General features: G+C 61.1%; 19 protein-coding genes. 8 read left to right on the top strand and 11 right to left on the bottom strand.

What is annotated here, in order from left to right; all coding sequences use genetic code 11:
• Positions 1 to 143: 143 nt before the first annotated feature.
• Positions 144 to 1,307 carry a PilT/PilU family type 4a pilus ATPase gene (locus VCB98_RS05475; protein ID WP_346050890.1) on the top strand — a complete coding sequence of 388 codons (1,164 nt, stop codon included), beginning with the start codon at positions 144 to 146 and terminating at the stop codon, positions 1,305 to 1,307.
• 47 nt (positions 1,308 to 1,354) lie between these two features.
• Positions 1,355 to 2,410, top strand: coding sequence for a PilT/PilU family type 4a pilus ATPase (locus VCB98_RS05470; RefSeq protein WP_346050889.1), 1,056 nt, complete (start codon positions 1,355 to 1,357; stop codon positions 2,408 to 2,410).
• Positions 2,411 to 2,489: 79 nt separating this feature from the next.
• Here VCB98_RS05470 and VCB98_RS05465 read toward each other — a convergent pair whose 3' ends face one another.
• The 9 genes from VCB98_RS05465 to gshB all read right to left on the bottom strand — a co-directional run bounded on the left by VCB98_RS05465 (position 2,490) and on the right by gshB (position 9,230).
• Positions 2,490 to 3,404 (bottom strand): dihydroorotate dehydrogenase electron transfer subunit, encoded by a 915-nt coding sequence (locus VCB98_RS05465; protein ID WP_346050888.1) that lies wholly within the window; start codon positions 3,402 to 3,404, stop codon positions 2,490 to 2,492.
• Positions 3,401 to 4,366, bottom strand: a complete 966-nt coding sequence (locus VCB98_RS05460) for an aspartate carbamoyltransferase catalytic subunit (RefSeq protein ID WP_406672896.1) — start codon at positions 4,364 to 4,366, stop codon at positions 3,401 to 3,403. Before VCB98_RS05460 ends, VCB98_RS05465 begins: the two co-directional genes overlap by 4 nt.
• Positions 4,367 to 4,372: 6 nt before the next feature.
• A complete protein-coding gene (gene ruvX, locus VCB98_RS05455) occupies positions 4,373 to 4,780 on the bottom strand; it encodes a Holliday junction resolvase RuvX (RefSeq protein ID WP_346050886.1) in 408 nt (135 codons plus the stop codon).
• Complete coding sequence (locus VCB98_RS05450) at positions 4,777 to 5,343, bottom strand: YqgE/AlgH family protein (protein WP_346050885.1); 567 nt, start codon at positions 5,341 to 5,343, stop codon at positions 4,777 to 4,779. The genes ruvX and VCB98_RS05450 overlap by 4 nt, the downstream gene beginning before the upstream one ends.
• A gap of 68 nt (positions 5,344 to 5,411) precedes the next feature.
• Entirely contained in the window at positions 5,412 to 6,353 is a 942-nt protein-coding gene (locus VCB98_RS05445; RefSeq protein ID WP_346050884.1) for an energy transducer TonB, read from the bottom strand.
• Positions 6,340 to 6,882, bottom strand: a complete 543-nt coding sequence (locus VCB98_RS05440; RefSeq protein ID WP_346050883.1) for a Gx transporter family protein — start codon at positions 6,880 to 6,882, stop codon at positions 6,340 to 6,342. Before VCB98_RS05440 ends, VCB98_RS05445 begins: the two co-directional genes overlap by 14 nt.
• Positions 6,863 to 7,228 (bottom strand): NusG domain II-containing protein, encoded by a 366-nt coding sequence (locus VCB98_RS05435; RefSeq protein WP_346050882.1) that lies wholly within the window; start codon positions 7,226 to 7,228, stop codon positions 6,863 to 6,865. The genes VCB98_RS05440 and VCB98_RS05435 overlap by 20 nt, the downstream gene beginning before the upstream one ends.
• On the bottom strand, positions 7,228 to 8,277 hold the full coding sequence (locus tag VCB98_RS05430; protein ID WP_346050881.1) for an FAD:protein FMN transferase: 1,050 nt from the start codon (positions 8,275 to 8,277) through the stop codon (positions 7,228 to 7,230). Before VCB98_RS05430 ends, VCB98_RS05435 begins: the two co-directional genes overlap by 1 nt.
• Positions 8,271 to 9,230: a glutathione synthase gene (gene gshB / locus VCB98_RS05425; protein WP_346050880.1), complete on the bottom strand. Its 960-nt coding sequence runs from the start codon at positions 9,228 to 9,230 to the stop codon at positions 8,271 to 8,273. Before gshB ends, VCB98_RS05430 begins: the two co-directional genes overlap by 7 nt.
• A 381-nt stretch (positions 9,231 to 9,611) precedes the next feature.
• On the opposite strand from gshB, the gene VCB98_RS05420 reads away from it, so the two are divergent.
• The 6 genes from VCB98_RS05420 (at position 9,612) to VCB98_RS05395 (ending at position 19,750) form a co-directional block, all read left to right on the top strand.
• Positions 9,612 to 10,019 (top strand): response regulator, encoded by a 408-nt coding sequence (locus tag VCB98_RS05420; protein WP_346050893.1) that lies wholly within the window; start codon positions 9,612 to 9,614, stop codon positions 10,017 to 10,019.
• Between the two features lie 66 nt (positions 10,020 to 10,085).
• Positions 10,086 to 10,451 (top strand): response regulator, encoded by a 366-nt coding sequence (locus tag VCB98_RS05415; RefSeq protein ID WP_346050879.1) that lies wholly within the window; start codon positions 10,086 to 10,088, stop codon positions 10,449 to 10,451.
• A 6-nt stretch (positions 10,452 to 10,457) separates the two neighbouring features.
• Complete coding sequence (locus VCB98_RS05410; RefSeq protein ID WP_346050878.1) at positions 10,458 to 11,027, top strand: chemotaxis protein CheW; 570 nt, start codon at positions 10,458 to 10,460, stop codon at positions 11,025 to 11,027.
• Positions 11,028 to 11,096: 69 nt separating this feature from the next.
• The gene (locus VCB98_RS05405; RefSeq protein ID WP_346050877.1) at positions 11,097 to 13,388 is read left to right on the top strand and encodes a methyl-accepting chemotaxis protein; all 2,292 of its coding nucleotides are present in this window, start codon (positions 11,097 to 11,099) and stop codon (positions 13,386 to 13,388) included.
• A 144-nt stretch (positions 13,389 to 13,532) separates the two neighbouring features.
• Entirely contained in the window at positions 13,533 to 19,205 is a 5,673-nt protein-coding gene (locus VCB98_RS05400; RefSeq protein WP_346050876.1) for a hybrid sensor histidine kinase/response regulator, read from the top strand.
• Between the two features lie 47 nt (positions 19,206 to 19,252).
• Positions 19,253 to 19,750, top strand: a complete 498-nt coding sequence (locus VCB98_RS05395; RefSeq protein WP_346050875.1) for a chemotaxis protein CheW — start codon at positions 19,253 to 19,255, stop codon at positions 19,748 to 19,750.
• A 36-nt stretch (positions 19,751 to 19,786) separates the two neighbouring features.
• On the opposite strand, the gene VCB98_RS05390 is transcribed toward VCB98_RS05395, so the two are convergent.
• Both VCB98_RS05390 and VCB98_RS05385 read right to left on the bottom strand, forming a co-directional pair.
• Positions 19,787 to 20,497 (bottom strand): 16S rRNA (uracil(1498)-N(3))-methyltransferase, encoded by a 711-nt coding sequence (locus tag VCB98_RS05390; protein WP_346050874.1) that lies wholly within the window; start codon positions 20,495 to 20,497, stop codon positions 19,787 to 19,789.
• A gap of 14 nt (positions 20,498 to 20,511) precedes the next feature.
• Positions 20,512 to 21,864 carry an adenosylmethionine--8-amino-7-oxononanoate transaminase gene (locus tag VCB98_RS05385; protein WP_346050873.1) on the bottom strand — a complete coding sequence of 451 codons (1,353 nt, stop codon included), beginning with the start codon at positions 21,862 to 21,864 and terminating at the stop codon, positions 20,512 to 20,514.
• Between the last annotated feature and the right edge of the window lie 476 nt (positions 21,865 to 22,340).

Here is a 22,340-nt window from a genome sequence, read left to right as displayed (position 1 = left end):
CTAGGGTGCGCTGCGCCTTGCTGGCCAGAGTTGCTCGATCTACGGGATACCGCTGGCAACGTCAGTGAATATTGGAAGATCAGTCTTGGTAGCCGCGATCGGCCCGAAATGGGTGTCGCGGACGGCGTCGGAGGACGACGGAAATGGATAGAGAACAGGCAACACGCTACATGCAGGACCTGCTTAGGGCAATGGTCCAGCGAGGCGGGTCCGACCTTTTTGTTACGGCGGGTTTTCCGCCGGCCATCAAGGTGGATGGCGAAATGACCCAGCTTACCGACCGGCCCTTGGGGGCCGACCAGAGTGCCTTGCTGGTTCGGGCAATCATGAACGATAAGCAGGCCAAGGCATTTGATGCCACCAAGGAGGCCAATTTCGCCATCAACCCGCGCGGCATTGGCCGTTTCCGTGTCAGTGCCTTCGTTCAACAGGGCCGAACCGGTGCCGTGCTGCGGACCATCAAGACCGAAATTCCCCGCCTGGAAGATCTCCAACTGCCGGAGATTCTGGAAGAAATTGCCATGACCAAGCGTGGACTCGTGATTGTGGTGGGGGCCACCGGCTCGGGTAAGTCCACTACCCTCGCGGGCATGCTGGGGAAGCGCAACCAGAAAAGTCGAGGCCATATCATCACCATCGAGGACCCGGTGGAGTTCGTTCACCCGCATCAGGGGTGCGTGATAACCCAGCGGGAGGTGGGTGTGGATACCGAGGACTGGTATGCGGCCCTGAAGAACACCTTGCGCCAGGCGCCGGATGTGATTCTGATTGGGGAGATCCGTGATCGGGAGACAATGGATTATGCCGTTCAGTTTGCCGAGACCGGCCACCTCTGCCTGTCCACGCTGCACGCCAACAATGCCAACCAGGCACTTGACCGAATCATCAACCTGTTTCCCGAGGAGCGCCGGGAGCAGTTGCTGATGGACCTGGCTCTCAACCTCAAGGCAATCATTTCGCAAAGACTGGTCCGAAATTCCGATGGCGAGGGCATGTCGGTGGCGGTGGAGATCTTGATCAATACGCCATTGATTGCTGACATGATCCAGAAAGGCGAAGTGGGGGAGATCAAGGAAGTCATGGGCCGCTCCCGAGAGTTGGGCATGCAGACCTTCGACCAGGCATTGTTCGAGCTCTTTGAAGCGGGGCGTATCGGTTATGAAGATGCCATCCGTAATGCCGATTCAGCCAATGAGCTTCGTCTCAAGATCAAGCTGGAGAGTGATCGCCAGCCCCGGGATCTGGAGAAAGGGACGGAGAAACTGCACATCATGGAGGACGATGACCCCAGCGGGCATCGTCGTTGATTGGCATTCATCAGCCATTATTTGATGGATAGAGGAAGCAGCCAGGCATGAATATCCAGCCCTATCTCAAGCTCATGGCGGACAAGAAGGCCTCCGACCTTTATATCACCGCCAACGCGCCGGTGAAAATGCGTCTTGAAGGCAAGATGGCTTCGGTCGGCAAGACGGTACTGACGCCCGAGGTGGTGGAGGAAGTCGTCACCAGTGTCTTGAGTGAACGTGACCGACGGGTGCTTGAGGTGGACATGGAAGTGGATTTTGCCCTGTCCGAGAAAGGTATTGGTCGCTTTCGCGGCAATGCCTTTCGCCAGCGGGGGCAACTTGCCATGGTGCTTCGCTATATCCCCTCCAATGTGCCGGAGCTTGATAATCTGGGCCTGCCGGAAGTACTCAAGGACGTGGCAATGACCTCCCGGGGGCTGGTGCTCATGTGCGGCTCAACCGGTTCAGGCAAGTCCACGACCCTGGCGGCGATGATCAACCATCGTAACGAGAATGCCAGTGATCACATTCTCACCATCGAAGACCCCATCGAGTACACCCATAAGCACCGCAAGTCGATTATCAATCAGCGGGAGCTCAACCAGGATACCCTGTCCTATGCCAAGGCCTTGCGCAGTGCCCTGCGTGAGGCGCCGGATGTGATTCAGATTGGTGAGATCCGTGACCGGGAAACCATGGAGGCATCCATTCAGCTTGCCGGTACCGGGCATCTGGCCATCTCCACTCTGCACTCCAATAATGCCCATCAAACCCTGGATCGCATCGTCAATCTCTTTCCCAAGGAACTGCACTCCCAGGTCTTTATGGATCTCGCGCTGAATTTGCGTGCCGTGATTTCTCAGCGCCTGCTGCTGGGCGTGGATGGCAAGCGGGTCGCGGCTTGCGAGGTGATGATCAATACAGCCTACATTTCAGAGCTGATCCTCAAGGGCCAGATCGAGAAGATCTCCGAGGCCATGGAGGATTCCAACGAACCCGGCATGCAGACTTTTGACGAGGCCCTCAGCCAACTCTACCGTGACGGCAAGATTGAACTCGACGAGGCCCTGCGCAATGCCGATTCCCGCGCCAACCTCGAAGCCAAAATCAACTTTGGGTAGGGGAGCCTCGGTGGTGGTCCGAAGCGGTGGCGAGGCTCCCAGGCTGTATGTATCCGTCCGGGATACGCGGTCGGGTGGTTCAGTGGAAGAGGCCGGCCTTGTCGGCGGGTTTTTCCGGGGGGAAGACGGCGTTGGCATCGAACACCGGGCCGTCCACGCAGACCCGTTTCATGGCCGGGCCCTGATCGGTCTCCACCCGCACCACGCAGCCCGCACAGCCACCCACCGCGCAAGCCATGTACTCCTCCAGCGCCACCTGGCAAGGCAGCCCATGCTTCTGTGCCAGGCGGGCGGTGGCTGCCAGCATGGGGGTTGGGCCGCAGGCGTGGATCTCCACTTGGGCGTGGGCATCGGCATCCAGGGATTGCAGCCAGTGATCGGCCAGCTCGGTGACAAAGCCTTCGAAGCAGCCGGGGTAACCCTGGCCACTGGCCAGGCGGCAGGGGATGCCCCAGTCTTCCAGCAGCGGCATGGTGGCGATCACGCCCTCCGGGATGCCGGGAACCATGTGGGTCGATGGCCGGGCCTTGAAGGGGAAGGGGACTTCCGAGCCGAGGGTGGCCAGGGGCTTGACATCCGCTTGCTGCCTGAGGCGATCGGCCAGGAACACCATGGGCGGAATGCCCACACCGCCCCCGATGAGCAGCGGTCGGCGGCGACCGGCACTTGGCTGGAAGGTCTTGCCGATGGGGCCCATGACGCCGATCTGGTCACCGGCCCGCTGTCGCGCCAGCAGCGCCGTTCCCTTGCCCACCACCTTGTAAAGACATTCTACCCAGCCTTCCTCGGCCGAGACCCGCATGATGGACAGGGGGCGGCGCATGGGCAGCGAGCTATCGCAGCGGATATGGACGAAACTGCCGGGTTCGGCCCGGCGGGCGGTTTCCGGGGCTCGAAAGCGAATCACGTATTGCTCTGCGGCATGGGCGACCTGCGCCAGCACTTCGGCCTCTTCCACGAATATACTGCCCCGGTGGGCGGGATGCTTGCTCATAGGATGCTGTCTCCGTGAAATAGCCAGGTCAGGGCGGCCATGCGGGCGGCCACGCCGTTCTGGACCTGATCGAGTATCAGTGAGCGGGGGCCGTCAGCCAGTTCGTCGTCAATTTCCACGCCCCGGTTCATGGGGCCGGGGTGCAGGACACGGGCCGACGGGGCCCATTGCGCCACGCGCGCCTCATTCAAACCCCATTGTTCATGGTAAGCCGTCGGATGGGCCAGTTGTGGATCGGTCAGGACATCCGCTGCGATGCGTTCCCGCTGAATACGCAGAGCCATGATTACCGCTGCCCCCTGAATCGTCTCTTTCAGGTCCTGATGCAGGCTGACCCCGGCCGGGGCGTTGTCGGGCAGGAAACCCTCGGGACCCCCCATTCTAATGCTTGCCGCACCCAGCATGCGCAGGGCCTCCACCGCGGACGCCGCAACCCGGGAATGGCGCAGGTCGCCGACGATGCTGATGTCGAGGCGGGCGAAATCAAAACCGGCTCGCATCAGGGTGAGCATGTCCAGCAAAGCCTGGGTGGGATGCTGACGGGTGCCGGCGCCGGCATTGAGTAGATGGCAATTCGGCGGCAGGACATCGGCCGCGGCCTGAACCACCCGGGCATCGCCATGGCGAATGACAAACAGCCTTACCCCCATGGCGGCCAGCGTGCGAACGGTGTCGACGACGGTTTCACCTTTGACCGTGGAGGTGTGGTTGATGTCCAGGTTGAGGACATCCGCACCCAGTCGGCGGGCGGCGATTTCAAACGAACAGCGGGTGCGGGTGCTGGGCTCGTAGAATAGCTGGGCGACGGTCACCCCCGATAGCTGAGTCCGAGATTCGGTCTGGGGATCGGCGTCGGCATGGGAGCGGGCCAGATCCAGCAGGGTTCGCAGTTGCCCTGGTTCAAGGTCGTCAATGGCCAGCAGATGTTGTGTCATCCCCGTGTGGTCTCCCCGTTCAGTCATTGGTCTTCATTGCTTGAGCCAGTCTTCCAGAATTCGAGCGGCGGCCAGGTCGTCAATGGCCTCCCCGGGGCGGCGTTCGCCAGTACTGGCGGCCGCATGTGAACTCAGGTGTTCGTCCACACTGTAAACGGGTTTGCCGAAACGTCCCTGCAGTTGTCGGGCAAACCGCCGTGCTCTCGGACTGAGCTCGTTGTCACTGCCATCGGCATGCGCCGGTATGCCAACCACCAGGGCCGCCGGTCGCCATTCGCGGATCAGATCAGCGATCTGCTCCCAGTCCGCCTTACCGTTGTCGGCTGGAAGGATGGTTAGCGGGTTGGCCGTCTGGGTCACGGTCTGACCCACGGCGACGCCGATCCGGCGCAATCCGTAATCGAAACCCAGCAGTGTGCCTTGCACCTTGGGCTGGTTCACGCGTGACCCGACTGATCGCTCAGGCGGCTCAAGTCCACACCCATGGCGCGGGCCGATTCCCGCCAGCGCTGGGCCGGTGGCACATCGAACAGGATGCGTGCCTCGGCCGGGCTGCTCAGCCAGGCATTTTCGCTGATTTCCTGTTCCAGCTGGCCCGCGCCCCAGCCGGCATAGCCCAGGGCGACGAAGCTCTTCTCGGGGCCTTTGCCGTCGGCAATGGCGGCCAGGATGTCTCTTGAGCTGGTCACCCCCAGGTCGTTGCCGAGATCGAGGCTGGCCTCCCAGTCCCCCAGGGGCTGGTGCACCACAAAGCCTCTTTCCTGCTCCACCGGCCCACCCTGGAACAGGGGCTGGTTGCCGATGCCGGTTTGAGCCTCTCCCAGTTCCAGTTGCTCGAGCACGTCGCCCAGATGGATGTCTTCCAGGGGGCGATTGATGATAATCCCCAACGCGCCTTCGGGGCCGTGCTCACAGATCAGCGTCACGGTGTGATGAAAGTTGGGATCGCCCAGGGCCGGCATGGCGATCAGAAAGTGTCCGTTTAGATAATCAGGATTGGCCATGGGCGTGGTTTCTTGGCGCGCAAATGGATTCCCATTCTACCAGTCGCCCGTGGTCGGGGTGAAAGGGGTCAGCTGCCGGCAGGTAGCCGCACACCGGTGCGGATGGTGCGGTCGGTCCCGAATTCCCAGCGGAAAGCGAAACGAATCACATCGGCCTCTTCGCGAATCGCCTCGGGAAAAGCGGCGAAGGGGGAAGCTGTCCGGACAATGCGGGCGGCGGCCCGGTCCAGGGTGGGATGGCCAGAGCTTTCCAGTGGCCGGACTTCACGGAGGGTACCATCGGCGGCGATGGCCACTTCCAGGGTGAGGGCGCCGGTCAGGCCGTCGCGCCGTGCTTCCACCGGGTAGTGTTCATTGCCCACCGATTCCACCCGGCGGCGCCAGCCTTCCAGATACTCGGCATAGGCGTGCTCCCGGGTGTTGACCTGAATGAACTTCTCGCGTGGGTCGTCACTGTGGGCCAGGGGTTGGCGATCATCGTCGCTAATGGGGTCGGCCTGCTCAGCGCCATCGGTGAGCAGGCGGGCCAACTGCAGTGGCTGGCGGGTATCCCGCGGCGTGGTGTTGGCACTGGCAACCCGTTCCGGACTGCTCTCGGTGGTCAGCAGCGGGTTGCTTTCCGGTTCCGGCTCAAGACTGTCCAGGCTGTCGGGGGATTCACTGCCATCGGTGACATCCACCTCGGTTTCCTCGGCCCAGCCCTCTTCCAGTCCTGGGTTGGGAATCTGGTCCAGGGTGGATTGGGCGGATTCCGGACGGACGCGTTCCTCCACGTTCCCCGCCCCGCGCTGGTCGGCCTGGGCCAGATAATCCGCCTCTTCCGGGGGGCGCTCGTCCGGGGTCGCGACCAGGGTGACCTCCAGGGTGTTGGCCCGCAGTTCACCCGGCTGGTCGGCGGAGAAACTTACCCCCAGGATGACCATGCCGTGCAACAGGGCAGCCAGAAAGACCGTCGTGATCAGGCGATCACGGGACCCGGGGCGCAGTTTCACCACCTCAATCTGTCGCATGGGACGCGGTCCTCCCGCCCTTCGGGGTTGTTTCCAGCTGTTTCAATGTCTCAGACGCTATCATGCCGGTAAAGATTCCCAACGGCAGCGCGGCAATCATGAGCCAGGGTGCCAGAAGCCAGAGGCCATCATGTGGGATCAGCAGCAGGCGCACGATAAGCAATTGTCCCCCGACATGGGCCACCGATGCCAGTGCCCCGCTGCCAATGGGGCTCAGGCCCAGGCGCAGCAAGGGGCGCACGACCGCCAGGCTGAGCAGCACCGCCAGGGCCCCCACCAGGCTGAGCAGGAAGGCCGGCGCCAGAAAGGTGCCGATCAGCAGGCTGCCACCGACCACCCGCAATAAATTGACCCAAGCGGCCATGGCCAGACCATAGCGGAACAGCACCACCAGGGTGATGACATTGGCCAGGCCGGGCCTGAGCCCCGGCACCGGGCTGGGAATGGCTGTCTCCAGCACATGGATGATCACGGCAAGCGCCGCCAGGCCGACCACCAGGCGATCCTGTTCAGAAGTTGATGCTGTCATAGCCGTTTTCTTCCGCTTCCAGGCGGATGTGAACGCGATTGGGGATGCAGGTCGCGCTGTCGCCATGTTGGCTCAGCCATCCCCGACGCAGGCAGATCCGGTCTGGGCAGGGGGCATCGGCAAAGCGAATGCGACCGTTGCTCACTTCCAGAAGGCTCTCCCCCAGGGGGCCGCTCACCGTGTATTCGCCGGCTCGGGAGAGATTGATCCGCTTCACGATTGTATCTTCCGCCATCACCAGAGCGGTATCACCGCTACGCCCATCCAGGCTCATCGCCAACAGCAGCCCCAGGCTGGCCGCCAGTATGAGGATCACAAGACAGTCGAGCAGGGACGGTCGTGGCATCAGGGAAGCGCTTTGACAGTTACGTCGGGTTGGCGTTGATCGAATTCGATCCGTGCCTCCATGGCCGGTGACAACTCTACCTGGCCATCGGGCGTGACCAGCATCACGGTGTCCACCTCCATTTGCGCCGCCAGCTCGGGCCAAGCACCGGGGCCGGCGACAAACAGGGCGGTGGCCGCCGCGTCTGCCCGGGCGCATTCGGTGCTGATCACGGTGACCGAGGCGCTGGCGTCGGCGGGGTGGCCAGTCCGCGGATCGAGGATGTGGTGATAGGCCTCACCATCATGTTCGAAGGTTCGCTCATAGTCGCCCGATGTCATCACGCATTCTCCGTCGGTCACCGTCACGCCGGCCAGCACGCCGTCCCCGCGCGGATCCAGAATGCCGATCCGCCAGGCGCGGGCGTCAACGCTGTCGCCACCAGCACGGCCCAGGGCAAGAAGGTCACCACCGGCATTGATGATGCCGTGCTCGAGCCCGGCGGCATCCAGGTTTTCGTGCAGTCGATCCAGGCTGAGCCCCTTGGCGAAACCGCCCAGGTCCAGGCGGAATCCCTGCCCGGGGCCCCGGAGCAGGCCAGAATCGAGTTGCAGGGCGCTCACTGGGGGCAGTGACTCAAGCAGGCCATGCAGTGATTCCTCGCTCGGTGGCGGTCCCGCTTTGCGAGGCTGACGGTGAAAGCTCCAGGTTTCCACCAATGCCCCGATGCCGGGGTGAAACAGGCCCTCGCTTTGTTGACCCAGCAGCAGCGCCTGCTCGATGCCATCGCGCAGGGAAGCGGGCACATTGGCCTGGCCGTCATTGGCCAGACGCTGATTTAGGCGCCCAAGCTCGCCGCCACCCCAGCCGTCCCAGCGCTGCTCGTGGACCTCAAAATGGGATTCGATCAGCCGGGTCGCCGACTCGGTGGACAGGGGGCCCTCGATCAGGGTGAGATCAATCCGGGTGCCCATGGCATGGAAATGCGCCTGCTGGCGCTCTGCTTCCTCGTCTGGCTGGCAGGCACTCAGCAGGCCCGCCACCAGGACGGTCGCGGCCAGCCTCACCATCCTTCCAGCTCCGCCAGTTCGTCCATCAGTTGAGCGCTGATATTGCTGCCGTAGATGTGGTCCAGTTCGCGTACGCAGGTGGGACTGGTGACATTGATTTCGGTGACATAGTCGCCAATCACGTCCAGGCCCACGAACATCAGGCCCTTGTCTCGCATCACCGGGCCGATTCGCTCGATCAGCCAGTGATCTCGTTCACGCAGCTCCGATCCCTGAACCGTGCCGCCGGCGGCGATGTTGCCCCGGGATTCGCCGGCGCGGGGCAACCGCGCCAGTGCCGGGCCGGTGGCTTTGCCATTGACCAGCAGTATGCGACGGTCGCCATCGCGGATTTCCGGCAGATACCGCTGGGCCAGGGCAAAGCGGGCGCCGCTGGCGGTCAGATGCTCGAGAATGACGCTGGTGTTGGGGTCGCCATCGCGGACCACGAAAATATCCCGTCCGCCCATGCCGTCCAGGGGTTTGAGCACCGCGTGTCCCTGATCCCGGATAAAGCCCCGCAGTCGGTCACCGTCCCGCGCAATCACGGTGGGTGGGCAGCATTCCGGGAACCAGGCGGTATAAACCTTCTCGCTCACATCACGCAGACTGGCGGGGCGGTTCACCACCCGCAGGCCCTCGTCCGCGGCCCGCTCGAGAATATAGGTGGCGTAGATATACTCCATGTCGAAGGGCGGGTCCTTGCGCATCAGCAGACAGTCCAGGGATGACAGTGGTCCTTCCTGGGGCTCGCCCAGATCGAAATAATCCTGATCCTGGTCCCGGACGGTCAGGGGGCGCCAGCGGCCCATGGCGCGGCCATCCTGCAGAAATATATCTTCCAGGGTCAGATAGGACAGGGCCCAGTCCCGGTTCTGGATCTCCAGCATCATTGCCAGGGTGGTGTCCTTGTGCGGGGTGATGGATTCGATCGGATCCATGACCACGCCCACATTGGGTCTGCGGTTCGTCATTGCGCTGTCCTGTGTTATGACTCAAGGCGGCTGGGCTTGGCCGTTCAGTGTACCGCCTGGCTCGGGTTTTCGAGGCCAGGGTGGACGGAAATCCGGCAAATTCCCAGTGTTCCGTGAACCAGTTCAAGGAAATTTCGTGGATTGTCCGCTAATATTATGATAGAACGCGATAATATTACCCGGTAAGGGACGGTATTCTGGTCCGCATCGGGGCAATCCATGGGTGCAAGGGCGGCTTTTGGCGTGGAAATGGCGTAGAGTGTCAAGGCACGGTAGTCGTCCGAGGGGGATCGTGTGATGGATCGGACAATGGCTGCCGCCGGTTCGGGCAACGCCGGAATGGTCCGCCCGCCAGCAGACCATGACAAGTTTCGCAATACGATGGAGGTTCCGGTGGCGAATGACGGCGATCTGAGTGGACTCAAGGTCCTGGTCATCGATGACAGTAAAACCATTCGCCGCACGGCTGAGACCCTGCTGAAGAAGGCCGGCTGCGAGGTGTTGACCGCCGTGGACGGTTTCGAGGCGCTTTCGGTCATCGCCGAATCCGAACCCGACATCATCTTCGTGGACATCATGATGCCGCGTCTCGACGGCTATCAGACCTGCGCGCTGATCAAGCGCAATAACAGCTTCCGCAATACGCCGGTCATCATGCTGTCCAGCAAGGACGGCTTGTTCGACCGTGCTCGCGGTCGCATCGTCGGGTCTGAAGAGTATCTGACAAAACCGTTCACGCGAGACGAATTACTGGGGGCGATCGAGAATCACGTGCGACGCACGGCCTGATCGTTGTTTTCGGCAAGCGACGACGACTAAAACCCTAAAGCGACATAATTCTGGAGGAACAAGGTAATGGCGACGGTCTTGATTGTTGATGACTCCCCCACCGAGGTGCATGTTTTCAAGTCCCAGTTGGAGAAGGCGGGCTACGAGGTGATTGCCGCTGAATCCGGTGAGGAAGGTCTCGAAAAGGCCCGCAGCGAAAAGCCGGATGTGATCATCATGGACGTGGTGATGCCCGGCATGAGTGGTTTTCAGGCCACTCGTCAGCTGGCAAAGAACGACAATACCCGCGATATCCCGGTGATCATCATCACCACCAAGGATCAGGAGACTGACAAGATCTGGGGCATGCGTCAGGGTGCCATCGCCTATCTGGTCAAGCCGGTGAAGGAAGATCAGCTCATCGGCAAGGTCAAGGAAGCATTGGAGAAGTAATTCGTCATGGCCGACATCACCACCCTTTCGGATCTGGTCGACCAGCCCTTCCGCCTGCTGCAGGAGCTGGACCGTCGTTGCCGCCAGGCAGCAGCGGGGCGCCAGCAGGAAGCGACCCTGGAGACCGGGGACGAATGGGTGGGGGTTGGCATGCGTATGGGCGAGCACAACATCCTGGTGCCCCGGGAGGAGGTCAGGGAAGTGCTGCCCATGCCCGATCTGGCCCGAGTACCCGGTGCCCGGGCCTGGTTGCTTGGTCTGGCCAATGTTCGTGGTCAATTGTTGTCCGTGGTGGATCTCCGCCAGCTTGGCGGTGGTGAAAGCACCCCGCTGGATCGCCGAAGTCGCGTGATTGCCGTGAAGCATCCGGAAATTCCCGCTGGCCTTCTGGTCAGTGAAGTGCGTGGCTTTCGCCGTTTCCAGTCGGACGAGGCCGTGGACGAAGCGAATGATGAACTGGGGGCCGAGTTTCGCCCCTTTGTCCGCGGTGCATTCCGCCGTGGTGAGGAGTACTGGACGGTACTCAGTTTCCGGGACCTGGTGGAAAGTCAGCTTTTCCTCCAGGCCGCTCAGTGAAAATGGCGATTGACCGGTGCAAGCACATGACCGGAATCGAGAACGATGAACGACACCAGGTGAAGACTCATGGCTAAGTCCTCCGGTACCACTTCCAACAAGCTCCTCTACGTCCTGATCGTGGTGGTGCTCGCTCTGCTCGCGGCGGCGATCGTGAATTTCTTCTTCGTGACCCAGAGGGCGGCTCATGATGAGGAGTTTCTGGGGTATGCAGCGGAAGCCGCAGTCATTTCCCAGAGTGTTTCCAAGAACGCTCAGCTTGCGGTCGATGGTAATCGGGAAGCCATTCAGCGACTCTACACTGACCGTGAGCGCTTTGACCGAAACCTGGACAGGATGCGGCGGGGTAACCCCGATACCTTGCTTCCGGCCCCGCCAAGGCAGGTCCGTCAGGAGTTGAGCATTGTCGAGGATCGCTGGTCTGATACCGGCCGTGGCGCGGCTCAGCTGCTTCTGGACCAGGGGGACATGATTCGTCGTAGTCATCAGTCCCTGGAAATCATTGATGAGAATATTGGGCCGCTACAGAACAGTATTGAAGCGCTGGGCGATCGCCTGCTGGAAATTAATGCGGGAGCCAGCCAGGTATTCCATCAGGGACGGATGGCTCAGCTGGCGCCGCGTATTCATCAGTGGAGCGTGTCTCTGGTGACCGGTAGTGGTGATCCGGGTGTGGCGCAGCGTCGAATTGGTGATGACAATGCCTTCTTCGGGCGTCTGGTCCGGGGCTTTCAGGATGGCGATGACAGCCTGGGTGTGGAGGCAGTGGCTGATAGCGAGGCTCAGTCCATCCTGACCGATATCAGCGTCTACTACGGGCGTATCAATGATGAAGTCAGCCGGATCGAGGGCCAACGGGCAGAGCTTTTGTCCGTCCATCGGGCCAATAGTGCTCTGGCGGAGATCAGTGACAGCCTGCTGGCGGGTATCCGCTCTGTTGAAAGTACTTACCGCCGTTCCATCGACGATCGCATGTTTTCGGCCACCTATGGTTACATTTTTGGTGGTTTGGCCCTGCTGATTCTGGCGGTGCTCATCTATGTCTATGTGCTGACCTCCGACACCCGTAAGGCGGCGGCGCTGCAGCAAGAGCAGAACGAGCGGAACCAGGAGGCCATTCTGCGTCTGCTGGACGAGCTGGGCAGTCTGGCTGATGGCGATCTGACCGTGCAGGTCTCGGTGACCGAGGACATCACCGGTGCCATCGCCGACTCCATTAATTACGCGGTGGACGCCCTCCGGGAGCTGGTGGTAACCATTAACGATACCGCGGTGCGTGTGGATGCCACGGCCCAGCAGACGCGAGCGACCGCGTCTCATCTGGCCGAGGCATCCGAGCATCAGAGTTCGGAAATTACATCCGCCAGCCGTCAGATTCAGGAAATGGCCGAGTCCATTGAGCAGGTCTCGGAGAATGCCGAGCGTTCCACCCGAGTGGCGCAGCAGTCGGTGGAGATTGCCCATAAGGGCGGCGATGCAGTGCGTCGCACCATCGACGGCATGAACAATATTCGGGAAAACATTCAGGAGACCTCCAAGCGAATCAAGCGACTTGGTGAGAGTTCCCAGGAAATTGGCGATATCGTGGAGCTGATTAACGATATTGCCGAGCAGACCAATATTCTCGCCCTCAACGCGGCCATTCAGGCATCTGCTGCCGGTGAGGCCGGTCGCGGCTTCGCGGTGGTGGCTGACGAAGTGCAGCGACTCGCGGAACGGTCCGGTAATGCCACCCGGCAGATTGAAGCCCTGGTGAAGACCATTCAGACCGATACCAACGAAGCCGTGATCTCAATGGAGCACTCCACATCGGGTGTGGTGAGCGGGGCGCGCCTGGCGGAAAATGCGGGTGAGGCCCTGGATGAGATTGAGAAAGTGTCCAACCATATTGCGACACTCATTCAGAGTATTTCCGGTGCCGCCCGTCAGCAAGCGCAGGCTGCCAGTGACGTCTCTCGCACCATGCAGGTGATTCAGGAGATTACCTCTCAGACGCACGAAGGCACCACTGCCACTGCCGACAATATTGGCAAGCTGGCCGCATTGGCTACCGAGCTGCGTAAATCCGTTTCCGGCTTCAAGCTCCCGGGCAAGCAGGAGGAGCAAACCATGGTCATGTCTTCCGAAGACGTTGACCAGGGCGAATCGGAAGCCCTTGAAGACGGGGAGATGGCTTCCCTTGAAGATATGCCGGAAGACAGTGATGATCTTTCCAGTCTGGAGTCCGGCGATATCGAAGACAGCGTTGATGAGCAGGAAGGCGGGCTGGACGAATTTGTCGATGAAATCGACTGGCCGGAAGATGATGAGGCTGGTGACAGCGAGCAGAAACGTCAGCGGGATACTGAGCGCGTGGATTGATTGCCCGCGCTGTGTGGATCATTAGCCGGCAGAGACCGGCCAGGGAGTGGTCAGGTATGCGATTTGCCGCAGCCTGATCGAAAATTTCAGTCATCTCCCCCGCGGGGGTGATTGTCGGTGCAAACAGTGACCGGGACCGGAGCCATGACACAGGCCGCATCCGACTCGCTTCTGTGGATTAAGAGCGAGCTCGATACTACCTTCACCCAGGCGCGCCATGGGCTTGAGGCCTATGTGGAGGATGAGGAGGCCAAGGGTCTCGATGACTGCCTGCGTGCTTTGCGTCAGGCCCACGGCACCTTGCGAATGGTGGAGGTGTTCGGTGCTGCCATGCTGGCCGAGGAAATGGAGGCCTTGGGGCGGGCAGTCGCCGACGAAGCGGTCAACGACCGCGATGCGGCGCTGGAAGTGCTCAGCCGCGGCCTCCTTCAGCTTCCGGATTACCTTGAGCGTATCGTGGCGGGTCAGCCCGATGTGCCCCTCGCCCTGCTGTCTCTGATCAACGACATGCGTTCGGCTCGTGGCCGGCCTCTGTTGAGTGAAAGTGCAGTCTTTGCCCGGGATATTGGTGGCCGCCGTGTTACCGAGGAGGTTGCCCGGCCAGGTGCGGCGGTTGGCGACAGTCAGCAGGTGGCGGTCAAGCTACGAGGCAAGTTCCAGAAAGCCCTGTTGGGCTGGTATCGCGACCCCACTGCCGGAAAGTATCTGAAAGCCCTGTCAAAAATTGCCGAGAAGCTCGAGGAGGCATCCGAGTCGCCGCCGGTTTTCCAGCTGTGGTGGGTCGTCGGTGGGGCGCTTGAGGCCTTGGCCCACGGCGGGCTTGAGGCGGATGTCAGCTTCAAGCAGTTGATGGGGCGGGTTGATCGGGAAATCAAACGCCTGGCCAATGAGGGTGAGATCGCCATTCAGGCGGACCCACCTGAAGAGCTTATCAACAACCTGCTCTACTACATTGCCCGCTCCACCGCAGGTGGTGATCGTGTCAGTGGCATACGAGAGAGCTTCCGCCTGGATGAGTTTCTGCCAGACGAAGAGCGGGTCAAATCCGTCGAGGCCGCCCTTTCCGGGCCTAATGCGCAGCTCATGCAGACGGTGTCGGCGGCGGTCAAGGAGGACCTGGCTCGGGTCAAGGACACTCTGGATATCCATGTCCGCATGGGGCGTGCCGAGACTGACGAACTGGAGCCCCTGTCGGACTTGCTGCGCAAGGTTTCGGACACCCTTGGCATGCTCGGCCTGGATAAGCTGAAGGATCGTGTCAGCCAGGAGCAGGACAGTCTTTCACGCATGATTGCGGCTCAGGCGGTGGACGATGACGGCCTGATGCAGACCGCGAGTGCATTGCTTCAGGTCGAGGAAAGCCTGGACCGGCAGATGAGCGGTGTCTCGGGTGCCGACGATGAAGACGATGGTGCCTATGGTGAGGTGTCCGGCGCTGTTATTCGCGAGTGCATCGTCAATCTGGCCAAGGTCAAGGAGCGGGTGCAGGATTTTGTCAAATCCCCGGCGGAAAAGGAAAAGCTGGAGGCCATTCCCGATCTGGTCCAGCAGATCCGGGCGGGCCTCGGCCTGCTGGAACTGAATCGGGCCGGGGAGATTCTCCAGGCTGCCGCCCTTTTCATCCGTGACCGTGTGGTTGGCAGTGATCAGCCACCGGCGCCAGAGACGCTGGACCGGCTGGCGGATGCCATTGTCAGCACAGAGTTTTATCTGGAAACCATCCAGCAGGGCCGAGGGTACCCAGAGTCCATGCTGGACAATGCGGAGCACTGCATATCGGAGATTGGCTACCGGCCTGGTGCCTTGCCGGGAGAGGCGAAAGAGCCCTCGATCGAACCGCCTACTGAAACTGAAGACACCTTGGCACCAGAAGCCGACGAGGCAGTCAGTGCCGACGCCGATACGTCGGCGACCGATGGGCTTGAAATCGAGTTTGATGCAGAGCCGGGTGATGGTGCCGATGCGCCATCCGCCGACGCTTCGGATGGCGCTCCCGCCGAGTCGGCCGAGGTCAGTGAACCCGACCCGGAGCCTGCCGCTGAAACAGCGCCCACTCCAGCAGAGACGCCGGCACCCGCCGCGCCCGTTGAGGCGCGCAAGAAGATACCGGCTCCGGAAGATATCTCAGAGGAAATCGTGGATATCTTCCTGGAAGAGGCGGAAGAAGAGCTCGCTTCCCTGCGGGAGAACTATCCACGCTGGCGCGAGAATCCGGGCGACCAGGAAGCCCTGACCACTGTTCGACGCTCCTTCCACACGCTCAAGGGTTCCGGGCGGATGGTGGGTGCGGAATTTATCGGCGAGTTTGCCTGGTCCTTCGAGAACCTTCTCAATCGCGTCATTGATCGCACGATTGATGCCAAACCGGCCCTGATTGATCACGTCGGCGAGGCTATCGAAGCCATCCCCGAGTTGGTGGCTCAGCTCAAGGGAGAAGGTGAGCCCCAAGTGGATGCGATTGGGCTGATGGAAACCGCTGATGCCTGGAGCCGCGGCGAAGAGCCAGCTCCGCAAGCAGCGCCTGACCTGCATGCCGGTAGCCTCGGCAGTGACGGCGAGGCCGAGTCCACTGCCGGGGACGAAGGCACCGAACTGCCGGGGGCTCCAGAGATGCCGGAGCAGACCCCGGCCGAGCCGGAAGTCGAAAAAGAGGCCGAGGCCGAGCTCGAGCCGCATGTTAGCGACGAGACCCAGCGGCATGAAGGCGAACAGGACGGTGATGACGATTGGCCGTCCCTCGATGGTATTAGCCTGGAAGAGGCCACGGATGAGGCCAGTCCGGATTCACTGGCGACAGAAGGCGAGGACGAGCCAGTCGATGGTCTCGACGATGAACCGGCCATGGATCCGGTGCTCTATGACATTTTCCGCAAGGAGGCCGAGCGTCACCTTGCCACCCTGGATACCGCAACCGAGGAGGTCTTGCAGGAAGGTGAAATCAGCAGTGACCTGCTGCGCGCTTTGCACACCCTGAACGGGAGCTCCCACACGGCTGATGTGAGTGAGATACCGGCGGTGATGCAACCGCTGGAGAAAGCAGCGCTGGCGATGCAGGAACAGGGCCTGACACCGGGCGAGAATTTCGCTGATGTCTTGAAGGACGCCATTGCGGCCGTTCGCGAGATGATCGAGGGCTTGGCTACTTCGGCAGGCGCTGCCGAACCCGATTCTGATTTGCTGGCGCGAGTCCGCGAGCTGATGCCTGCGGAGGAGGAGTCTGCCCCGGCGGCTGAAGAGCCGAGTGAAGCCGCGCCATCCGCTTCAGCAACCGAGCCGCGCCGGGCCAGCGAGATCGCGCTTGAAGACCTGCCCGATTACGATGAAGAGCTCGCCGATGTTTTCATGGAAGAGGCCCGCGAGTTGCAGGAGGCCATGGACGAGGCTCTCAATAACTGGCAGTCCGACCATGATGACACCGCCCTGGTCGCCGCTCTGCAGCGTCATCTCCATACCCTCAAGGGTGGCGCCCGGATGTCGGGCTTGACCCCCATGGGGGACCTCAGCCATGAAATGGAAACGGTTCTGACCAAGGCGGTGGATGGCAAGCTGCCAGTGAGCACCGAGTTCACGGCTTTGATTCAACGTTGCGTTGACCGTGTTCACCGGATGGTGGAACAGGTTGCCGAAGGCTCCGTGATCGTTGACGGGAGCGACCTGGTGCAGGAACTGCAGCGGCTCGATGCACGGGGCGGACAAGTCTTTGACGACGAAGACACGGTAACCGAGGCCCCGGATGACCATCTTGATCAGCCAAGCGACGACGATGTCGAGCTGGACTTTGAGTCTGAGCCTGGGCCCAGTTTTGAAACCGAGGTGGACAGCCACCCAGAGCCAGACGAAGAAGCGAAAGCGCCGGAGCCGGAGCTGCCGGCCCCGACGGAAACAGCGCCAGGCCGTGAGGCCAAGCCCGCTCCCAGTGGTCTGGATGCGGTCGAGGAGCATGGAGAGCGTCGTGCCGCTCCTCGGGTCCAGCAGGAGGTGGTGCGTGTGCGGGCTGATCTCCTGGAGAACCTGCTCAACAATGCAGGCGAGGTCAGCATCTACCGTTCTCGGGTGGAGCAGCAGCTCTCCAATATGGACTTCCACCTCAAGGAGTTGGACCAGACGGTGGATCGCCTGCGTCAGCAGTTCCGTAATCTGGAAATCGAGATCGAGGCACAGGTCCGATATCAGTGGGAGATGGAGGAAGGCGAGACCAACCCGGAATTCGATCCCCTGGAGTTGGACCGTTATTCAGCCCTCCAGCAGTTGTCTCGAGCGCTGCAGGAATCCGTGAGTGACCTGGTCAGCCTCCAGGGCTTGCTGTCCAACCATGCCCGTGAGGCGGAAACCCTGTTGGTTCAGCAGTCCCGGGTGAATACCGATCTCCAGGATGGGCTCATGCGTACCCGCATGCTGCCCTTCTCGCGTCATGCGCAGCGTCTCCGCCGTCTGGTGCGCCAGACCGCCGCGGAGGAAGGCAAGGAAGTGGAATTGCGCCTGATCGGCGGCGAGGGCGAGATGGATCGCCAGGTGCTGGAGCGGATTATTGCGCCCCTGGAACACATGTTGCGTAACGCAGTCATTCATGGCCTGGAAAAGCCTGAAGCGCGGGATCAGGAAGGCAAGCCCAAGGAAGGTCTGATCGCCATCGAGCTACACCGGGAAGGTTCGGAGGTGGTGATTGAAATCATGGATGATGGTCGCGGCCTGAACGTTGAGAAGATTCGCAAGCGTGCTGAAGACATGGGCATGCTCCGTCCGGGCAGTGACTTGCCGGAGTCCGATGTTATCCAGTTTATCCTGGAACCCGGCTTTTCCACCGCCGACACCGTGACTCAGTCAGCCGGTCGGGGCGTGGGAATGGATGTAGTCCATAGCGAGATCAAACAGCTCGGCGGTAGCCTTCACATGACGTCCAGTGAGGGCGTGGGCTCCCGTTTCACGATTCGATTGCCCTACACCCTCGCCATTACCCAGGCCTTGATGGTGGAAGTGGCGGATGAAGTGTTTGCCATTCCGTTGCCGTCCATCGAGGGTATCGTGCGTATTCCACGGGATGAGGTTCAAGAAAAACTGGGCCAGGAGAATCCGAGTTTCCGTTATGGTGGACGTGATTACGAGCTACAGCATTTGAGCGGCATGCTTGGCTTTGGCCAGCCAAACCTGACGGATGACGTCGCATCACTTCCTGTGCTTCTGGTGCGCGTGGGTGATCATGCCTCGGCGCTTGTCACCGAAGGCATGCGGGGCAGCCGCGAGGTGGTGGTGAAATCCGTCGGTCCGCAGATCGCCAACGTTCGCGGCATCTCCGGTGCCACCATCATGGGTGATGGCAGCATCGTGCTCATCCTTGATGTCGGTGGCATGGTCCGCGGCGGTGTCCGGGCGGTGACCACCGACATGGCCGATGCCCAGCCTGAACCGACCCGGGATGAGCCGCCGACCGTGATGGTGGTGGACGATTCCATCACCGTGCGTCGCGTCACCGAGCGCCTGCTCAAGCGTTACGGACTGAATGTGATGACTGCCAAGGATGGTGTGGACGCGCTGGCCGAGCTGCAGGATCGAAAGCCCGACGTCATGCTGCTGGACATCGAGATGCCGCGCATGGATGGTTATGAGCTGGCGACCCATATGCGTAATGATGAAGAGCTCAAGTCGGTGCCTATCATCATGATCACCTCCCGTACCGGCGACAAACACCGCAACCGGGCCTTTGAGATTGGTGTGGACCGTTATCTGGGCAAGCCCTATCAGGAAACCGAGCTGATGGAGAATATTCGCTCGCTGGTCAGTGATTTTGATCCCCAGAGAACGCGTTGGGGTAATGACTAATCTCGGCCCACAGCCCGGCGGCCATGCATTTGGATGGATGAGCTCTCATGACTGAGCGGATTGAAGATGTTTATAGTCTCCTGGTGCCCATCAGTGGTGGCAAACTGATCGTGCCGCGCACGGCAGTGAGTGAGGTGATGGGCTATAGCCCGCCCCGTGGCCGGCCGGATAATGCGCCGGAATGGTTTATGGGCATGGTTCGCTGGGAGCGCCAGGAAGTTCCCCTGATCTGTTTCGAAGCCGCCTGCGGCCGGGGGATTCCCGAAAGCAGCAGCCGAACCCGAATCACCTATTTTCACGCCCTCAAGGGCTGGCTCAACCCGCCCATCCTGGCGATCATGACCCAGGGTTACCCTTACCTCGTGAGGGTGACCGAGGGGGTATTGAGCGCGGGTGGGCAGCCCGACCTGCCGGAGCGGGCGCCGGTGATCACCCAGGTACGAATGGCCAATGAGCGGCCTCTGGTTCCGGACCTGGAAAGCCTGGAAGAGCGTATTCGGGAGTACCTCCCCGAGCGTGCCGAGGCAATTGGCGACGAAGGTTAGACTGGGCGCCTGAGCCCGGAGCGGGAAGCGTGTGTCTCAGAAATCCCCGTGCAACGCCTGCAGGGCGGCCAGTGCCGCTACGCCGGCGGTTTCTGTCCGGAGAATTCGAGGCCCCATGCGAATACCCCGATAGCCCGCTTCCCTGAGTACCGTAAGCTCCAAATCACTCAAGCCCCCCTCGGGTCCAACGACCAGTGTCATACTGTCGTGCCTTTCCAGAGATGACAGGGTTTCGCTGCCATTGGAGTCCAGGAACAGACCCAGGCCGTCGGGATTGGGTGGACTATCCATCAGCGTGCTCGGCGTGCCGAGCTCCGGCAGCCGGTTGCGTCCGCACTGTTCGCAGGCGGAAACGATCACCCCCTGCCAATGGGCCATCCGCTTTGCCAGCCTTTTCTCATCCAGCCGCACCACACTTCTTTCACAGAAAATCGGATGGATGGCGCTGACCCCAAGCTCAACCGCCTTTTGCAGGCTGTAATCCATCCGGTTGCCGCGGCTGATGCCCTGCACCAGAGTGAGTGCCAGTGGTGATTCCACCTCGCGCTCAATGGACTCGCCGATCAGAACCCGGTCTTCCCCCAACAACTCACCCTCGTGCTCATGCCCCCGACCGTCAAAGACCTGCACGGGATGTCCGTCTTTCAGGCGCAGGACACGACGCAGATGATGGGCCGTGTCACGCGTCAGGCTAAGCTCCTGGCCGACCGCCAACTGAGCGTCAAGAAGTACTCTGGGTATGCGCATGGCAGCATTCTCATTCAGTCACGGGTAGCCAGGTCAATGCCCTCCAGGGCCATTTTCGCCACATGGTCGATCTGCGACTCGGTGATCACATAGGGCGGCATGAAGTAAAAGACATGGCCCAGGGGCCGCATCAAAACCTCGTTGGCCAGGCCGTGCTGGTAAACCTTCAGCCCGCGCCTTTCATGCCAGGGGAAGGGCTCCCTACGCTTAGGATCCTTCATCATCTCCGCCGCCAGAATCATGCCATGCTGACGCACCTCCCGCACATGGGGGTGATCGGCAAGTGGTGCAAACGCCCGCGCTGCGTGCTCAGCCAGCTCCCGATTACGCACGATAATCTGATCATCTTCGAAGATCTTCAAGGTCTCAAGCGCAACACGGCAAGCCAGGGGATTGCCGGTATAGCTGTGCGAGTGGAGGAAGGCGGTCAGATTGTCGTATTCATCGTAGAAGGCCTGATAGATCTTCTCGGTGGTCATGACCGCCGAAAGGGGCAGATAACCGGCGGTGAGGCCCTTCGACAGGCACATGAAATCCGGAGTGATATTGGCCTGCTCGCAGGCGAACAAGGTGCCGGTGCGCCCGAAGCCTACTGCAATCTCATCGGCAATCAGGTGGATATCGTATTCATCGCAGGCCTCCCGGAGCAGCTCCAGATAGACCGGATGATACATGCGCATCCCACCGGCACATTGCACCAGGGGCTCAAGAATGACCGCACTAACCTCTTGGTGGTGACGGGCAATCAGCTTCCGCATGGGCTCGAACTGTCGGCGGGAATAGGCTTCCCAGGATTCGCCCTCTTCGCGCTCGAAACAGTCGGGCGTTGGTGCGGCCAGGGTCTCCATCAGCAGTGGACCGTAGGTTTCCTTGTAAAGGGCCACATTGCCCACTGCCAGGGCGCCCAGGGTTTCGCCATGGTAGCTGTTGGCAAGCGTAATGAAGCGCTTTTTCTCAGGTCGGCGCAGGTTGCGCCAGTAGTGGTAGCTCATCTTCACTGCTACCTCGACTGCTGCCGAGCCATTGTCGGCGTAGAAGCAGCGGCTGAGCCCGGCTGGGGTCACCTCCACCAGCTTCTCCGCCAGCTCTACGGCCGGTTCATGGCTAAAGCCGGCGAGAATCACATGTTCCAGCGATTCCATCTGGTCGCGGAGGGCGGCATTGATTCGCGGATTGGCATGCCCGAAGAGATTGACCCACCAGGAGCTGATGGCATCGATGTAGCGGTTGCCGTCAAAATCCTCCAGCCACACCCCCTTGCCCCGTTTCACCGGGACCAGTGGCAGCCATTCGTGGTCCTTCATCTGGGTGCAGGGGTGCCAGAGCGCGGCCAGGTCCCGCGCCACCAGGGAAGCGTTGTCCGTCATCGTTGAAAGCCCTTATTGTGTAAACCAAATGTTGCGTATTCTGGTTTACCGCTCCTTGCAACGCAATGGGCTTCGGTTGAGGTAAGCCCTTTCGATGCGGTGACGGGTTGCGTCCCGGCTTCGGTCCTGGTGGCCTTGCTCAGGGACGTAGACCCATCCCTGGGGGCTCTGCACGCGACGTCCTGTCGCTCACAGCCCTGAGCAAGCCCACCAGGACCGAAGCCTACCTTTGGTGGCGGTCACCTGGGCAGTGCTAGCGGAGGGTTTGGTTCAGTCTTATGTCTTGTTGCCATTCGGAGGACCTAAATCGCGGCAGTCCTGCCGCGATTAAACGGGCCGAATCGACGACCATCGGCTCGATATCAGAATATGCCATCAGCATGCACGGCCCAGGTGACCCCCAACAAAGGTAGGCCTGTCGCCACCTAGGCCGGAACGTAACCCGTCACCGGCGTCGAAGGGGATTACCCCAACCG

The organism is Natronospira elongata (assembly GCF_034931365.1).
GTDB lineage: Bacteria > Pseudomonadota > Gammaproteobacteria > Natronospirales > Natronospiraceae > Natronospira > Natronospira elongata.
Note: the sequence above shows the minus strand (reverse complement) of the source record. Positions and strands in the feature narration are given on the sequence as shown.

Excerpts from the sequence above, each read along its gene's own strand:
- VCB98_RS05475 (WP_346050890.1), top strand. The coding sequence starts at position 144 with ATGGATAGAGAACAGGCAACACGCTACATGCAGGACCTGCTTAGGGCA.
- VCB98_RS05470 (WP_346050889.1), top strand. The coding sequence starts at position 1,355 with ATGAATATCCAGCCCTATCTCAAGCTCATGGCGGACAAGAAGGCCTCC.
- VCB98_RS05465 (WP_346050888.1), bottom strand. The coding sequence starts at position 3,404 with ATGAGCAAGCATCCCGCCCACCGGGGCAGTATATTCGTGGAAGAGGCC.
- VCB98_RS05460 (WP_406672896.1), bottom strand. The coding sequence starts at position 4,366 with ATGACTGAACGGGGAGACCACACGGGGATGACACAACATCTGCTGGCC.
- VCB98_RS05450 (WP_346050885.1), bottom strand. The coding sequence starts at position 5,343 with ATGGCCAATCCTGATTATCTAAACGGACACTTTCTGATCGCCATGCCG.
- VCB98_RS05445 (WP_346050884.1), bottom strand. The coding sequence starts at position 6,353 with ATGCGACAGATTGAGGTGGTGAAACTGCGCCCCGGGTCCCGTGATCGC.
- VCB98_RS05440 (WP_346050883.1), bottom strand. The coding sequence starts at position 6,882 with ATGACAGCATCAACTTCTGAACAGGATCGCCTGGTGGTCGGCCTGGCG.
- VCB98_RS05435 (WP_346050882.1), bottom strand. The coding sequence starts at position 7,228 with ATGCCACGACCGTCCCTGCTCGACTGTCTTGTGATCCTCATACTGGCG.
- VCB98_RS05430 (WP_346050881.1), bottom strand. The coding sequence starts at position 8,277 with ATGGTGAGGCTGGCCGCGACCGTCCTGGTGGCGGGCCTGCTGAGTGCC.
- gshB (WP_346050880.1), bottom strand. The coding sequence starts at position 9,230 with ATGACGAACCGCAGACCCAATGTGGGCGTGGTCATGGATCCGATCGAA.
- VCB98_RS05420 (WP_346050893.1), top strand. The coding sequence starts at position 9,612 with ATGGAGGTTCCGGTGGCGAATGACGGCGATCTGAGTGGACTCAAGGTC.
- VCB98_RS05415 (WP_346050879.1), top strand. The coding sequence starts at position 10,086 with ATGGCGACGGTCTTGATTGTTGATGACTCCCCCACCGAGGTGCATGTT.
- VCB98_RS05410 (WP_346050878.1), top strand. The coding sequence starts at position 10,458 with ATGGCCGACATCACCACCCTTTCGGATCTGGTCGACCAGCCCTTCCGC.
- VCB98_RS05405 (WP_346050877.1), top strand. The coding sequence starts at position 11,097 with ATGGCTAAGTCCTCCGGTACCACTTCCAACAAGCTCCTCTACGTCCTG.
- VCB98_RS05400 (WP_346050876.1), top strand. The coding sequence starts at position 13,533 with ATGACACAGGCCGCATCCGACTCGCTTCTGTGGATTAAGAGCGAGCTC.
- VCB98_RS05395 (WP_346050875.1), top strand. The coding sequence starts at position 19,253 with ATGACTGAGCGGATTGAAGATGTTTATAGTCTCCTGGTGCCCATCAGT.
- VCB98_RS05390 (WP_346050874.1), bottom strand. The coding sequence starts at position 20,497 with ATGCGCATACCCAGAGTACTTCTTGACGCTCAGTTGGCGGTCGGCCAG.
- VCB98_RS05385 (WP_346050873.1), bottom strand. The coding sequence starts at position 21,864 with ATGACGGACAACGCTTCCCTGGTGGCGCGGGACCTGGCCGCGCTCTGG.